The sequence below is a fragment of the Rhizobium rhododendri genome (genome assembly GCF_007000325.2).
In the GTDB taxonomy this organism is placed as follows: Bacteria; Pseudomonadota; Alphaproteobacteria; order Rhizobiales; family Rhizobiaceae; genus Rhizobium; species Rhizobium rhododendri.
Genome location: NZ_CP117267.1, coordinates 1,422,567 through 1,436,854 on the forward strand (window position 1 = coordinate 1,422,567; position 14,288 = coordinate 1,436,854).

The 14,288-nt window shown below is 61.0% G+C and carries 15 protein-coding genes, 1 pseudogene and 1 riboswitch; of the genes and pseudogenes, 8 read left to right on the plus strand and 8 right to left on the minus strand.

The genetic code is table 11. From position 1 onward, the window contains the following. Window positions 1-89: 89 nt before the first annotated feature. The 6 genes and pseudogenes from PR018_RS07070 to fghA form a co-directional block, all read left to right on the plus strand. Window positions 90-1,563 (plus strand): annotated as a pseudogene (locus PR018_RS07070) (acetyl-CoA carboxylase biotin carboxylase subunit); the annotation flags it as partial. Then, window positions 1,536-2,099 (plus strand): biotin/lipoyl-containing protein, encoded by a 564-nt coding sequence (locus PR018_RS28450; protein WP_374113744.1) that lies wholly within the window; start codon window positions 1,536-1,538, stop codon window positions 2,097-2,099. The pseudogene PR018_RS07070 and the gene PR018_RS28450, both read left to right, overlap by 28 nt. A gap of 101 nt (window positions 2,100-2,200) precedes the next feature. Continuing rightward, window positions 2,201-3,466 (plus strand): zinc metalloprotease, encoded by a 1,266-nt coding sequence (locus PR018_RS07075; protein ID WP_142822761.1) that lies wholly within the window; start codon window positions 2,201-2,203, stop codon window positions 3,464-3,466. A gap of 149 nt (window positions 3,467-3,615) precedes the next feature. Next, window positions 3,616-4,743, plus strand: coding sequence for an S-(hydroxymethyl)glutathione dehydrogenase/class III alcohol dehydrogenase (locus PR018_RS07080; protein ID WP_142822762.1), 1,128 nt, complete (start codon window positions 3,616-3,618; stop codon window positions 4,741-4,743). Between the two features lie 54 nt (window positions 4,744-4,797). Then, a complete protein-coding gene (locus PR018_RS07085; RefSeq protein WP_142822764.1) occupies window positions 4,798-5,265 on the plus strand; it encodes a YaiI/YqxD family protein in 468 nt (155 codons plus the stop codon). Further along, the gene (fghA, locus tag PR018_RS07090; protein WP_142822766.1) at window positions 5,262-6,095 is read left to right on the plus strand and encodes an S-formylglutathione hydrolase; all 834 of its coding nucleotides are present in this window, start codon (window positions 5,262-5,264) and stop codon (window positions 6,093-6,095) included. Before PR018_RS07085 ends, fghA begins: the two co-directional genes overlap by 4 nt. Window positions 6,096-6,149: 54 nt before the next feature. On the opposite strand, the gene PR018_RS07095 is transcribed toward fghA, so the two are convergent. The 7 genes from PR018_RS07095 to crcB all read right to left on the minus strand — a co-directional run bounded on the left by PR018_RS07095 (window position 6,150) and on the right by crcB (window position 11,748). Next, window positions 6,150-6,539: a DoxX family protein gene (locus tag PR018_RS07095; protein ID WP_142822768.1), complete on the minus strand. Its 390-nt coding sequence runs from the start codon at window positions 6,537-6,539 to the stop codon at window positions 6,150-6,152. A gap of 112 nt (window positions 6,540-6,651) precedes the next feature. After that, entirely contained in the window at window positions 6,652-8,184 is a 1,533-nt protein-coding gene (locus PR018_RS07100) for an acyl-CoA carboxylase subunit beta (RefSeq protein WP_142822769.1), read from the minus strand. A 65-nt stretch (window positions 8,185-8,249) separates the two neighbouring features. Next, on the minus strand, window positions 8,250-8,735 hold the full coding sequence (locus tag PR018_RS07105; protein WP_142822770.1) for a hypothetical protein: 486 nt from the start codon (window positions 8,733-8,735) through the stop codon (window positions 8,250-8,252). A gap of 53 nt (window positions 8,736-8,788) precedes the next feature. After that, entirely contained in the window at window positions 8,789-9,577 is a 789-nt protein-coding gene (locus tag PR018_RS07110) for an ATP12 family chaperone protein (RefSeq protein WP_142822772.1), read from the minus strand. Window positions 9,578-9,586: 9 nt separating this feature from the next. After that, entirely contained in the window at window positions 9,587-10,243 is a 657-nt protein-coding gene (locus PR018_RS07115) for an HAD-IA family hydrolase (protein WP_142822773.1), read from the minus strand. Next, window positions 10,240-11,235 (minus strand): RluA family pseudouridine synthase, encoded by a 996-nt coding sequence (locus tag PR018_RS07120; RefSeq protein ID WP_111221920.1) that lies wholly within the window; start codon window positions 11,233-11,235, stop codon window positions 10,240-10,242. Before PR018_RS07120 ends, PR018_RS07115 begins: the two co-directional genes overlap by 4 nt. Window positions 11,236-11,370: 135 nt before the next feature. Beyond that, on the minus strand, window positions 11,371-11,748 hold the full coding sequence (crcB, locus tag PR018_RS07125) for a fluoride efflux transporter CrcB (protein ID WP_142822775.1): 378 nt from the start codon (window positions 11,746-11,748) through the stop codon (window positions 11,371-11,373). Window positions 11,749-11,904: 156 nt separating this feature from the next. Between crcB and PR018_RS07130 the strand changes: the two genes are divergently transcribed. Further along, window positions 11,905-12,177, plus strand: a complete 273-nt coding sequence (locus PR018_RS07130; RefSeq protein ID WP_111221918.1) for a hypothetical protein — start codon at window positions 11,905-11,907, stop codon at window positions 12,175-12,177. A gap of 13 nt (window positions 12,178-12,190) precedes the next feature. On the opposite strand, the gene PR018_RS07135 is transcribed toward PR018_RS07130, so the two are convergent. Then, the gene (locus tag PR018_RS07135) at window positions 12,191-12,721 is read right to left on the minus strand and encodes a copper chaperone PCu(A)C (protein WP_202617102.1); all 531 of its coding nucleotides are present in this window, start codon (window positions 12,719-12,721) and stop codon (window positions 12,191-12,193) included. A 181-nt stretch (window positions 12,722-12,902) separates the two neighbouring features. Beyond that, window positions 12,903-12,989, plus strand: a riboswitch (glycine riboswitch). A gap of 154 nt (window positions 12,990-13,143) precedes the next feature. On the opposite strand from PR018_RS07135, the gene gcvT reads away from it, so the two are divergent. Further along, the gene (gene gcvT, locus PR018_RS07140; RefSeq protein WP_142822778.1) at window positions 13,144-14,280 is read left to right on the plus strand and encodes a glycine cleavage system aminomethyltransferase GcvT; all 1,137 of its coding nucleotides are present in this window, start codon (window positions 13,144-13,146) and stop codon (window positions 14,278-14,280) included. Window positions 14,281-14,288: the final 8 nt, after the last annotated feature.

Consider the following 14,288-nt stretch of genomic DNA (forward strand, 5'->3'; position numbering starts at 1 on the left):
GCATTTTACCCGCCGGATGTTTTACAGCATTGAACCGCCTGCGAATTTGCGATTAGAACAGTCGACACTCAAGCCGCTGCGGAGCATCGATGTTCACGAAAATCCTGATCGCCAATCGCGGCGAGATCGCCTGCCGGATCATCAAGACGGCGCGGCGGATGGGCATCGCCACGGTTGCCATCTATTCGGATGCCGACCGAGACGCGCTGCATGTCGAAATGGCCGACGAGTCCGTGCACATCGGTCCACCGCCTGCGGCAGAGAGCTACCTCGATGCAGACAGGATCATCGCTGCCTGCCGCCAGACCGGCGCCGAGGCTGTCCATCCCGGCTACGGCTTCCTCTCGGAACGGGCATCCTTCTGCGAGGCGCTGGAAGCCGAGGGGATCGTTTTCATCGGGCCGAAGCCCAAAGCCATCAAAGCCATGGGCGACAAGATTGAATCGAAGAAGTTCGCCCGCGCCGCCGGTGTCTCCACGGTTCCGGGCTACCTGGGAGTGATCGCCGACGCCGACCATGCGGAGACTATTGCCGCAGAGATCGGTTACCCTGTGATGATCAAGGCCTCCGCCGGGGGCGGTGGCAAGGGCATGCGTATCGCCTGGAGCAGTGCCGATGTCCGCGACGGGTTCGACCGTGCCAGTTCGGAAGCCAGAAGCTCGTTCGGCGACGACCGGCTGTTCATTGAGAAATACATCGTCGATCCCCGCCATATCGAGATCCAGGTGCTCGGCGATGCTTTCGGCACCGTGCTCTATCTCGGCGAACGCGAATGCTCGATCCAGCGTCGGAACCAGAAGGTCGTCGAGGAAGCACCCTCGCCCTTTCTCGATGCCGCCACACGGAAGGCCATGGGCGAGCAGTCGGTGGCGCTAGCAAGAGCCGTCGACTACCAGAGCGCCGGCACCGTCGAATTCATCGTCGACAGCGAGCGCAATTTCTACTTTCTCGAGATGAACACGCGCCTTCAGGTCGAGCACCCCGTTACCGAGCTTGTCACGGGCATCGATCTCGTCGAACAGATGATCCGGATCGCAGCGGGTGAGCGACTATCCCTGGCGCAGGAAGACGTGGCGCTGAAGGGCTGGGCCATCGAAAGCCGCGTCTATGCCGAAGACCCCTACCGCAATTTCCTGCCATCAATCGGCCGATTGACCCGTTACCGCCCACCGGCCGAGCGCCGGACGACAGATACGGCTCTCCGCAACGATACCGGCGTCTTCGAAGGTGCCGAGGTATCTATGTTCTACGACCCGATGATCGCCAAGCTCTGCACATGGGCGCCCGATCGCCTGCAAGCCATCGAGGCCATGGGTGAGGCGCTGGATGGCTTCGTCGTCGACGGGATCGCCCACAACATTCCCTTCCTGTCCGCGTTGATGAAGCATCCGCGCTGGCGGGAGGGACGGCTCTCCACCGGTTTCATCGCCGAAGAGTTTCCCGATGGCTTCGCGCCGATGGCGCCGGACGCAGAGCAGACCGTAACGCTGGTGGCGATTGCCATGGCCTGCGGCACGATCGATGCTGACCGCCGCCTGCACTATGCCGACCGCCTGCGTCCGCCGCCTGGGGACGAGATGATAGACCGTGTCATCAAGCTCGGGACGGATTACTTCCGCGTGCGGATGGCGAAGCGCGATAACGCAACGCCGTTTACGTATCTCATCGAGATAGCGGGCAATGAGATCGCGGTTGTCACCGGCTGGAGACCCGGCGATGCGGTGTGGTCAGGAACGGTGCACGGGCAAAGCGTGACTGTCCAGACCCGGGAGCAGTCCAACGGCCTGCGCCTGGATTGGCAGGGCCTGTCGGTCGTCACCCGGTTCCTGACACCCCGGCAGCATGAACTCGACCGCCTGATGCCCATCAAGACGCCGCCAGATACCTCGAACCTGCTTCTATGCCCGATGCCGGGCCTGCTGGTCTCCATCGCGGTGACGGAAGGACAACTGGTCAAGGCTGGCGAAACGCTGGCGGTCGTCGAGGCGATGAAGATGGAAAACGTGTTGCGGGCGGAGCGTGACCTGACCGTCGGCGCGATCGCAGTCAAGCCGGGGGAGAGCCTGGCGGTAGACGCTGTCATCATGACATTCGCGTGAGCCGGCCGGATGGTTAAATTGGTCGCTATGATCCTCGCGCTTTCTTAAAGAATCTGGCGCGATAAACGCCTTCAGGAGCAATTGCGCCCTGAGGAAAAACCGTGTCGTCGCTCTATTCCGCCATCCTGTTGCTGGCGATCAATCTCGGCGTACTGTGGCTGCTGATGGCTGCTCCCGTCGGGACGCGCACGATCCGCATGCGTCGCTCCTTCCGCCAGTCCGCCGATGCTCTATGGCGGGCGGTCAATCCGTCTGGAGCCAGCGCCGACTGGCACCATGCCGTCATCTCCAGCCGCGCCATGCCGGATAGACCGGGCATTGTCGAGCAGACCTATCGCCATCTCGACCGAGAGGGACAATCGATCCGCCGGCTTTTCGACGTCAAGATGACCGAGCCGATGCCCGGCATGCTTGGCTACACGGCAACGGTCGTTGACGACAGCACGCTCGACAATCGCTTCTGGCGCCATTTCCACGAACGGCGTCAGGTCGTGACCGACGCATCCGGCACGACGTTGATCGTCGAGCAGACCGATACCTATCGCGGTTTTGCTTTTCTGATCTTTCGCTATTTCACGCTCCGCCGCGAGTTGCGCGCCCTCGAGGGCTGGCTGAAAACAGGCCAGTCGACGCCCAACGGCATTTTTGAACATCCGCTCGTCCAGACCTTCCTGGCAGTCCTGTCGACCCTGATCCTCTGGCCATTTTTCGGCCTGGATGCCGCCGGGCTGATGATATCCACCTTCCTGACGGTAGTCATCGTCCTGCACGAACTCGGTCATATGGCCGCCTACCGGACATTCGGCCATCGCAAGGTGCGGATGATCTTCGTGCCCCTCCTTGGCGGCATCGCGATTGGCGGACGGCCATACAACAGCCTGTTCGAAGTCGCGACCTGCGCGCTCATGGGATCAGGCATGTCCGCCTTCCTGGTGCCGATCCTGATTGCAGGCATACGCGCCAACGAGGCCGGCTGGCTGCCGGCCGATTGGCACGGACCTCTGCTTGTCTTCCTGCTCATTCTCGGCGCCTTCAATCTCCTCAATCTTTTGCCGATGTATCGCTTCGACGGGGGTCAGGTTCTGCGCCAGATCTTCACCGGGAAATTCAGCCTCGTCTTTGCCAGTTTCGCAATAACGCTGGCGATACTTGCCGTTGGCTGGTCCATCGGCCTGACAGCATCTACGCTGCTTGCCGCCCTTGCGGTGTTCACGCTGCTAAGCCTGATCGGCTTCGGCTCGGTCAAACCAAAGCACGAACTGGAGAAAATGTCCGGTGGCGAGCGACTGCTCGTCTCGTTCGGGCTTTATGCCGCCGTGGCGATGCATGCCTATGCCATCCGTTTTGCCGCAGACATCCTGTTCTGATCGCGACCTCTTCGGTCGAAACTCCGGCTGGCGTAGTGGCTTCGACTGCGAACCCGGCTAAGTATCTGATTTTTCGCTTGAGCCGTGGCCGCGCGCCGTGCAATGTCGCCGCACTCGACAATCCAGTGCAAATCAGCAGGAGACAGACGATGGACGTACGCGCCGCCGTTGCCGTTCAGGCAGGAAAACCGCTCGAAATCATGACCGTCCAGCTCGAAGGCCCTCGCGCCGGCGAAGTGCTGATCGAGGTCAAGGCGACCGGCATCTGCCACACCGATGATTTCACGCTCTCCGGCGCCGATCCCGAAGGCCTTTTCCCGGCGATTCTCGGCCATGAAGGCGCCGGCATCGTCGTTGACGTGGGCCCCGGCGTGACCTCCGTCAAGAAGGGCGATCACGTCATCCCGCTGTACACGCCGGAATGCCGCGAATGCTATTCCTGCCTGTCGCGAAAGACCAACTTGTGCACCTCGATCCGCGCCACCCAAGGCCAGGGCGTCATGCCCGACGGTACGTCGCGTTTTTCCATCGGCAAGGACAAGATCCATCACTACATGGGCTGCTCGACCTTCGCCAATTACACGGTCCTCCCCGAGATCTCGCTCGCCAAGGTCAATCCCGACGCGCCGTTCGACAAGATCTGCTACATCGGCTGCGGAGTGACGACTGGCATCGGCGCCGTCATCAACACGGCAAAGGTCGAGATCGGCTCGACGGCAATCGTCTTCGGTCTCGGCGGCATCGGGCTCAACGTGCTGCAGGGTCTCCGGCTGGCAGGCGCCGACATGATCATCGGCGTCGATCTCAACAACGACCGCAAGGCCTGGGGCGAGAAATTCGGGATGACGCATTTCGTCAATCCGAAGGATGTCGGCGACGACATCGTTCCCTATCTCGTCAATATGACCAAGCGCAACGGCGACACCATCGGCGGCGCCGACTATACGTTCGATTGCACAGGCAACACCAAGGTCATGCGCCAGGCGCTGGAATCGTCTCATCGGGGTTGGGGCAAGTCCGTCGTCATCGGCGTTGCCGGCGCTGGCCAGGAAATCTCAACCCGCCCGTTCCAGCTGGTCACCGGCCGCTCCTGGATGGGCACGGCCTTCGGTGGCGCGCGCGGCCGCACGGATGTGCCGAAGATCGTCGACTGGTACATGGACGGTAAGATCCTGATCGATCCGATGATCACCCACACGATGCCGCTCGACGACATCAACAAGGGGTTCGAGTTGATGCACAAGGGCGAAAGCATCCGCAGCGTCGTCTTGTACTGATCTGGTCGAGGGCGGCCTTCCGGCTGCCCTCCCGTCTTGAAAATGGACCGTCTTATGATTTACGTCGATGCCGACGCATGCCCGGTGAAGCCTGAAGTCCTGAAGGTTGCCGAACGGCACAATCTCGAAGTGACTTTCGTTGCCAACTCAGGCCTGCGCCCGTCACGAGATCCGATGATCAAAAATGTCATCGTTTCCAACGGCTTCGATGCCGCTGACGACTGGATTGCGGAGCATTGTGGCGTTGGCGACGTGGTGGTCACTGCCGACGTGCCGCTGGCCGGACGCTGTGTTGCGACCGGTGCCCTCGTAACGGGTCCGACGGGACGGGTCTTCGACACGGGCAACATCGGCATGGCAACGGCAATGCGCGATCTTGGCGCCCATCTGCGCGAGACCGGCGAGAGCAAGGGCTACAACCCAGCCTTCTCGCCGCGCGACCGGTCCAGCTTCCTCGAAACATTCGACCGGCTCTGCCGGCGGGCGAAAGCCCAAGTCCCCCCGACTGGAGATCCCACATGAAGGTCCATTCCCAGGTTACCGCTTTCGGCGGAATGCAGGGCGTATACTCGCACGAATCCGAGGCCTGCCAGTGCGAGATGACGTTTGCCGTCTTTGTGCCCCCGCAGGCCATCGAACGGCCCTGCCCGGTCCTTTGGTTCCTCTCCGGCCTCACCTGCACCCATGCCAACGTGATGGAAAAGGGTGAATATCGGCGGATGGCGGCGGAGCTCGGCCTGATCGTCGTCTGCCCTGATACAAGCCCGCGTGGCAACGATGTGCCCGACGAACTCACCAACTGGCAGATGGGCAAAGGTGCGGGTTTTTATCTGGATGCCACCGAAATGCCATGGGCTGCAAACTTCCAGATGTATACCTACATCACCGAGGAGTTGCCGGCCTTCATCGCGCAGCATTTCCGAGTCGACATGACACGCCAGGGCATCTTCGGACATTCCATGGGTGGCCACGGCGCCCTGACGATCGCCCTGAAGAACCCCGACCGTTTTCGCAGCTGCAGTGCTTTCGCGCCCATCGTCGCGCCGATGACCGCCGACTGGTCGACCGGTGCTTTCAAAAAGTATCTCGGTGAAGATCAGGCGACGTGGCGGGCCTACGACGCCTGCGCGCTCGTCGAGGACGGCGCCCGCTTTCCGGAAATCCTGATCGACCAGGGTAAGGCTGACGGCTATCTGGACACCGGCCTGCGCCCATGGCTTTTCGAGACAGCGACCGAAAATACCGGCATCGCACTCACGCTGCGCATGCACGAGCGCTACGACCATTCCTACTATTTCATCTCGACCTTCATGGACGATCACCTGAAGTGGCATGCCGAACGGCTGGCCTAGGTCGGAACGTGGATATCGAAAGGGGGAAGCCAAGCGCTTCCCCCTTCGAGCCGTTTACTTCTTGCGATTGTCGACGGCCAGCAGGCCCGGGCCTGCGAACACGAAAAACAGGAAGACGAAGCAGAACAGAATGGCCGCATCGCCACCGTTATTGACCGGGAAGAAATCCTTCGGTGCGTGCGCCATGAAATAGGCGACGGCCATGTTGCCGCAGAGAATGAAGGCAACCGGGCGGGTGAAGAGGCCGAAGAGGAACAGCAGGCCGCCGAATGCTTCGAGAATACCTTGGGTCAGAGACAGCGCCGTCAGTGGCCCGGCGTGCTCGCCGTTCGGAAAGGCAAAAAGCTTCTGCGTGCCGTGCTCGATGAACTGCAGCGCAGTCATGATGCGCAGGATCGTAAGAGCGTAGGGTTGGTATTGGTTTAATCGATCAAAAAATGCCATGAAAATCTCCGGTTGAAAGCTCCCGCGCAACCGTTAACCTGACGGTTCGATTCCACGAAGACACAGCTTCTGACACCACATCAATTTTTCGTGTAAAATCCGCGACTTGTCGTCACAGGGGAATGTTGTCGTGCTTCTTCCAAGGGTTCGACAGGTCCTTGTTCCGCAGCATCTTCAGCGCCCTTGCCAGACGCCTGCGAGTTGAGTGCGGCATGATGACCTCGTCGACATAGCCTCGCTCGGCGGCGACGAAGGGTGACAGGAAACGATCCTCGTACATCTTGGTATGCGCCGCGATCTTGTCCGGGTCGGCGATATCCTTGCGGAAAATGATCTCGACCGCGCCTTTGGCCCCCATCACCGCGATCTGCGCAGTTGGCCAGGCATAGTTGATATCGCCGCGCAGATGCTTGGATGCCATCACGTCATAGGCACCGCCGAACGCCTTGCGGGTGATGACAGTCAGCTTCGGCACCGTCGCCTCCGCATAGGCAAACAGCAGCTTGGCACCATGTTTGATCAGCCCGCCATATTCCTGCGCCGTGCCGGGGAGAAATCCAGGCACATCGACGAAGGTGACGACGGGAATGTTGAAGCAATCGCAAAAGCGCACGAAGCGGGCGGCCTTGCGAGAGGCGTCGCTGTCGAGCACGCCGGCCAGAACCATCGGCTGGTTGGCGACGAAACCGACCGTCGATCCCTCGATCCGGCCGAACCCACAGACGATGTTCTTCGCAAAGCTTGCCTGGATCTCGAAGAAGTCCCCCTCGTCCGCCACCTTGAGGATAAGCTCCTTGATGTCATACGGCTTGTTGGCGCTGGCTGGGATCAGCGTATCCAGAGACATATCCATGTCAGTCACTGACTGGTGACTGGAAATAGATGGCACCGGCGCGGTGTTGGAGAGCGGCAGCAGATCGATCAGCCGGCGCACCTGCAGCAGTGTGTCGATGTCATTGTCATAGGCGCCGTCGGCAATCGACGATTTCGTCGTGTGGATCGATGCCCCGCCGAGTTGCTCTGCCGTCACGGTCTCGTTGGTCACAGTCTTAACCACGTCAGGCCCGGTGACGAACATGTAGGACGTGTCGCGCACCATGAAAATGAAGTCGGTCATCGCCGGCGAATAGACGTCGCCACCGGCACAGGGGCCCATGATGACCGAGATCTGCGGAATGACGCCGGAGGCAAGGACGTTACGCTGGAAGACCTCGGCGTAGCCACCAAGCGCTGCAACGCCCTCCTGGATACGGGCACCGCCGGCATCGTAGAGACCGATGATCGGCGCCCGGTTCTTCAGCGCCATATCCTGCAGCTTGATGATCTTTTCGGCATGCGCTTCGGAAAGCGAGCCGCCGAAGACGGTAAAATCCTTGGCAAACACGAACACAGTCCGGCCGCTGACCGTCCCCCAGCCGGTGACGACGCCGTCGCCGGCAATACGGTTGTCCTGCATGCCGAAGTCGCTGGAGCGATGCTGAACGAACATGCCGAACTCTTCGAACGATCCCTCGTCGAGAAGCACGTCGATCCGCTCGCGTGCCGTCAGCTTCCCCCGCGCATGCTGTGCATCGATGCGAACCTGTCCCCCGCCGAGCCTGGCCGCCTCGCGGCGTTCTGCCAGTTCCTCCAGAATGTCTTTCATGCCAGCCTCAGGTCCAACCGCATTTCAGGGTCTGTCGTCTCACGCCTCGGTCGCTTCCGGACCCGTCAGTTATCAGGTCGCGGCGCCGTAAGCCCGTAGGCCGCACGAATGCGTGCGGCAATATCCTCGGCCATGAGGTCGTCTATTGCATCGCTATCGGCCGAAAAAGTTGTCGACTCGAAGGAGTTCACGGCAACCACCGAGCCTGTATCGATCGCACTGGCGTCGATATCGACCTTTGCGGAGTTGCGGTTCTTCTCGTAGCCCTGAGCCCGCTCGGATTGTGTGATGTGGATGGTGAGTGCCACGGCACCCTCCGTCACAGCATGCTTGGTGGCAGCAATCGCGGCGTTCACCCGTGTGCTGACCTCGGACAGCAGCCTCGGAGACGCGCCATTCGCGGAGACGACAGTGACACTGCGGACATCGTAGACAGGCCCGGGCGGCGGATTCAAAGGCGGCATGTGATAGCACGCGGACAGCAGCACGCATGCTGCCAGCGCCGGCAACAGCCGAACCTTGGTGGAGAAAGAAATTTTGCTGCCGATCATCACGCTACGCCCGTTAGGCCTCAACCTTCGCTATAACGGATTGCAAATCAACACTATTCCGCCAAAGCGTGACGAAAAACCTCGGCAGCGGTGAGAAATTCTGCAAACCGCAGCGACCGTCGGTGCTCCGCTTCTGCATCGCTGCCCCACTGTTCGCTCGTCCAGTCCTCGTCGAGATGTGCCAGCGACCAGCTTTCTTCTGCCGGAAGATATCCCTCAGCAAACGCCAGTGTGAGGATCGCCGATCCCGTCAGCGTCGTCAGGGTATGAAGGCCTGCCAGTTGCAGCGGGTTTCCGTATTTCGAGAGCGCTGATTCGAATTTGTCGATGGCCTCTTTCGGCTGCTCCCGATGCATCACACCTTCGGCCAGCAGAAACCGGGCCCCGAATGTCGCATCCGCCCAGTCCAGTACGGGGTCCCAGCGCTCTGCCTGGCGCCGGACGAGTTCGACCGGCGTATGCGCCCGGTAGCAAATGAGGTCGATGCCGCTATAGCGGACGATATCGTCTGAAACGGCCTTGGGATCTTTGGCGATCCCGTCCAGCGCCGTGTTGACCAGCCGCGTGACCGGCATCGTCATCGGGTCGATGAAATCAGCCTGGGCCCGCCATTCCCCGGCGATCCGATCTGCTAGCACCGCGTTTGCAACGCTCAGTGCGTTGCGGGCCGGTGTCTTCACGGGACGACCGTCGAGTTCCACTGCAAAGCCACCCTCGCCCTGGCGAACACCGACCTCCTTGTAGAAGCGCTTCGGCAGCGGCTTCTTCATGGCAATCTGCGCACGGCGAACCGGGTCGGGATCGCTTAGCTGCTGGGTGAAATCTGTCAGATCTTCGCGCATCGGATAGCCTCAGACAATATGGCTCAGCAGGTCGTTCGGATGGTGGGCGATGGCGTCTGCACCGCTTGCAAGCAGGTCTTCTATTGCGGCATAGCCCCAGGCAACGCCAATCGCCGTTGCACCGGCGGCCTTGGCCATCTGCATGTCGTATATCGCGTCGCCGATGACAACCGTATCGTGGGCAGAGATGCCGGTTTCCTCGCAGCATTCCGTCACCATGGCGGGATGCGGCTTCGACGGGCAGTCGTCGGCTGTGCGCGAAACGACGAAATGCGGCGCAAGGCCGTGCATGTGTAGGATCTCGGTGAGCCCGCGACGGGATTTGCCGGTGACTGCGCCGATCGTCAACGCGTCGCCGCGCGCAACCAGCGTATCGACCAGCGGCCGTATACCGTCGAACAAGGGTGTATCCATGCCCGGCTCATCGCGCACATCGGTGTAGATGGTCTTGTAATGAGCCATCATGGCTACCGCCTCGTCGTCGACATGCTGACGACCCAGCATGCGGGCAATGGCGATATCGAGCGTCAGGCCGATGATCGACTTGGTCGAGGCGATGTCCGGCCGCTTGTGCTTGAAGTCGACAAAGGTGCGGGCCATCACCTCATGGATCAGGCGCGCGCTGTCGACGAGCGTACCGTCGCAGTCAAAGAGAACGAGCTTCATTCTTCGTTGTTTTCATAGGGCGAGAGATCGAAGCCGAGCAGGTTCCAGCTCTGCACCATGTGTGGCGGCAATGGTGCCGTCACGCGCAGTCGTCCGCCGTTCGGGTGCGGTATGTCGATGTGCCGGGCATGCAAATGCAGCCGCTTCTGGATACCGCCGGGGAAAGGCCAATTGTGGTCTTCCTCGAAATATTTCGGATCGCCGATGATCGGATGGCCCATGCCCAGCGCATGAACGCGGAGCTGGTGGGTACGGCCCGTATAGGGCTCCATCTCGAGCCATGCCATCGTCTGCGCCGCTGTTTCCAGCACACGGTAATAGCTGATCGCATGATCGGCGCCGTCTTCGCCGTGCTTGGCGATGCGCATCCGATCGCCGTCCGGTGTCGCTTCCTTCACCAGCCAGCTTGAGATCTTGTCCTCGTGCTTGCGCGGGACGCCCTTGACCAGCGCCCAGTAGGTCTTTTTCGTGTCGCGCTCGCGAAACGCCGCTGTCAGCTTCTGTGCTGCACCGCGGGTGCGGGCGACAACGATGACGCCGGTCGTGTCGCGGTCGAGACGATGCACCAGACGCGGCTTTTCGCCCTTCTTGCTGGTCCAGGCTTCGAGCATCTTGTCAAGGTGACGGTGCAGGCCGGAGCCGCCCTGCACGGCGAGGCCGGCCGGCTTGTTGAGCACGAAGACTTTCTCGTCCTCATGCAGCAACATGCGGGCCAGCAGATCGCCATCGTCGTCGTTTTTCAGGTCGCCGCCGCTGATCGGGCCGCCCTTGATGATCTTCTCGTCGATATCCATCGGCGGAATACGCACGGTCTGGCCGTACTGGACACGCGCGTCGGTCTTCACGCGTCCGCCATCGACCCGCACCTGGCCGGAGCGAAGCAGTTTCTGCAGCTGCCCGAATCCGAGGCCTGGAAAATGCACCTTGAACCAGCGGTCAAGGCGCATGCCCGACTCTTCCGGCTCGACTAGTCTATGCTCAATCCCGGCCATGCTTCTTCTTTCAAACGATGAGGTCTCGGCCTAAGCCGGCCTTTTGCCGTCGCTTTAGAGCATTTTTCGGCAAAGTGGAAACCGGAATCGTCGCCATTGGTCGTTTGTTACGCTTTCCGGCCCGGTTTTGCCAGATCAGGTCAGCGCCCGCGCCACCATGAGGCCTGCAAAGACCGTGCAGAGCGACACGCCGACGCTGACGAAAACATATAGCAAGGCAAGGCCGACATTGCCACGCTCAGCCAAGGCGATGGTATCGAGCGAAAAGGCGGAGAATGTGGTGAACCCGCCGACGAACCCGGTCATCAGCAAAAGGCGCAGATTGTCCGATCCGCCATATTTCCGGGCTATGACCTCGGCAAACACGCCGATGACGAAGGAACCGACGACGTTGACGGTCAGCGTCCCCCAGGGGAAGGCAGGCCCGCCGATCCTGAAACCCCAGATGCCGACATAATATCTGAGCACAGAGCCGATTGCGCCGCCGAAAGCGACCAGAAGAACTTGAAACATGAGGTGCTGTTACCGAAGGATTGGAGATCCCGCCAAGGTAGAAATCAGCAAAGCCTCATTCGTTTGGCTATCCGTAAAATACCACCGGTTTTCTTCAGCGCGCAAGAAGATCGTCGCGATAAGGTTCCATATGGTTCTCCGTCTGGACATCTCGTAATGGTCGAAGTCGTCAACGTTTCCGCCTACATGGCATCCTGGGCCGCTGACATGACCAAACAGCCGACGCTGGTTCCGCCTGCCATCGCCGAGCGTACGGCGCGCAAGGAAGCGCTGCGCCGACTAAGGGATGGTGTTGACGACAGCGATGTCGAAAGCATTTCGCCAATCATTCAGGCAACGACCATCGGCCTTGACCTGATGAACGAAGGCAGCCGCCAGCCGCGCTCCACGCTCCAGCACGCGCTGGATTCCTACGCCGAGAACGACTGACTTGCCGTTCCGCCTAGTTGCCCCTCGCTGCCTCCACCGGCAACGACATCGAAACCGCTCCGGCTTTTTCAAACGTCAGCATAACCGGCACGATACCGCCTTGTCTGAAGGGCGCCCTCACTTGCTTGAACATCATGTGAAGCGTGTTCGGCGACAGCACAACCGTCGCGCCCGGGGCGATCACGATGCCATCCTTCAGTTCGCGCATCCGCATGATGTTGTCCTTCATCGTCATTTCGTGAAGCTCGACTTTCGCTGCCGTCGGAGACGAGACGGAGACCAACCGCTCTTCGCTGCTGCCACCATTGTGGATCGTCACGTATCCGCCGCCGACCGGCTGCCCCGGCAACATCGCCCTGACATAGCCGCCGGTGATGTCGAGATCGCCTGCCTTGACCGCCGCTGTGCCGACAGGTTCCGGGCTGGACATCGACATGCCAGACATATTTTTCATATCACTGCTCTGCGCCAGCACTATCGAGGTTCCCGACGCAAGCAGCACCACCGTGAGCCCTAGAACTCTGAGGGAGTTGCGTTTCTGCATAGCGTTCTCCTGTCTGGCGATGCACGTTTCACATCGTATGCGATCTTCGGATGATGGGATGTTTGGCCCGAACTTGCAACGCTGCCGCGCAGGCATCGCGAATGCCGGAACGCCGCGACAAAAAACTGCCGGATCGCGACATTTCCACTTGCCAACGCCGGCGCCCGCCCGATAATGGCTGCCAACCCGATTGGGAGAATCCGGCGATGCCGGTGCCGAAGGAGCAACCGCCCCGGAAACTCTCAGGCCCAAGGACCAGTCGGGGGCAGACGAAACTCTGGAGAGAGGCGCCGCGTTGACGGTGCTCGCCGAAGGGATAACAATCTCAGGCGAACGGACAGAGGGGGCTCATCACCAAGGCGCCATTGCGCCGGATCCATGAGCCCGCGCTTCGAGAGAAGTGCAAACGCCGGAGGCGTCGTTTGACCGAGACAGTTGCCCTGAAAAAGACAGCACTGCACCAGCTGCACATTGCACTGGGTGCCCGCATGGTGCCTTTCGCCGGATACGACATGCCGGTGCAATATCCGGCCGGCGTCCTCAAGGAGCATCTGCATACGCGATCAGCCGCCGGTCTCTTCGATGTGTCGCACATGGGCCAGATCATCATCCGCGCCCGTTCAGGCACTTACGAGGATGCGGCCCTGGCGCTGGAGACCTTGGTGCCCGTCGACATCCTCGGCCTCAAGGCGGGACGTCAACGCTACGGCTTCTTTACGGATGACAGCGGCGCAATTCTCGACGACCTGATGATTGCCAATCGCGGCGACCATCTGTTCGTCATCGTCAACGCCGGCTGCAAGGACGCCGATCTCGCCCATCTGCAGAAACATATCGGCGATCGGTGCGAGATCACGCTGCTGGACCGCGCCCTCGTTGCGCTCCAAGGCCCCCGTGCGCAGGCAGCGCTGTCGGAGCTCTGGCCGGGCCTCTCGGAAATGAAGTTCATGGATGTCCGCGATGTCGGCCTGCACGACGTACCCTGCCTGGTGTCGCGTTCCGGCTACAGCGGCGAGGACGGTTTCGAGATTTCCATTCCGGCAGACAAGGCCGAAACGGTGGCCAAATGGCTGCTCGATCATCCCGACGTGCAGCCGATCGGCCTCGGCGCCCGCGATTCCCTCCGGCTCGAGGCCGGCCTCTGCCTCTATGGCAATGATATCGACACCACCACATCGCCCATCGAGGCAGGGCTGGAATGGGCGATCCAGAAAGTCCGTCGCAACGGCGGCGCTCGTGCCGGTGGCTTTCCGGGTGCGGAACGTATTCTGGCCGAACTCGACCACGGGGCGTCGCGCCGCCGCGTGGGACTGAAGCCGGAGGGCAAGGCACCGGTTCGCGGCCATGCCAAACTTTACAGCGATGCCGAAGGCTCGACGGAGATCGGCGAGGTCACTTCCGGCGGCTTCGGCCCGAGCGTCGATGGCCCCGTGGCCATGGGCTATGTGCCGACAGCTCTCGCTACGCCCGGAACACCGATTTTCGCCGAGGTGCGCGGGAAATTCCTGCCCCTCGTCGTCACCGCCCTTCCCTTCATCACCCCGACTTACAAACGCTAAAACCGGTT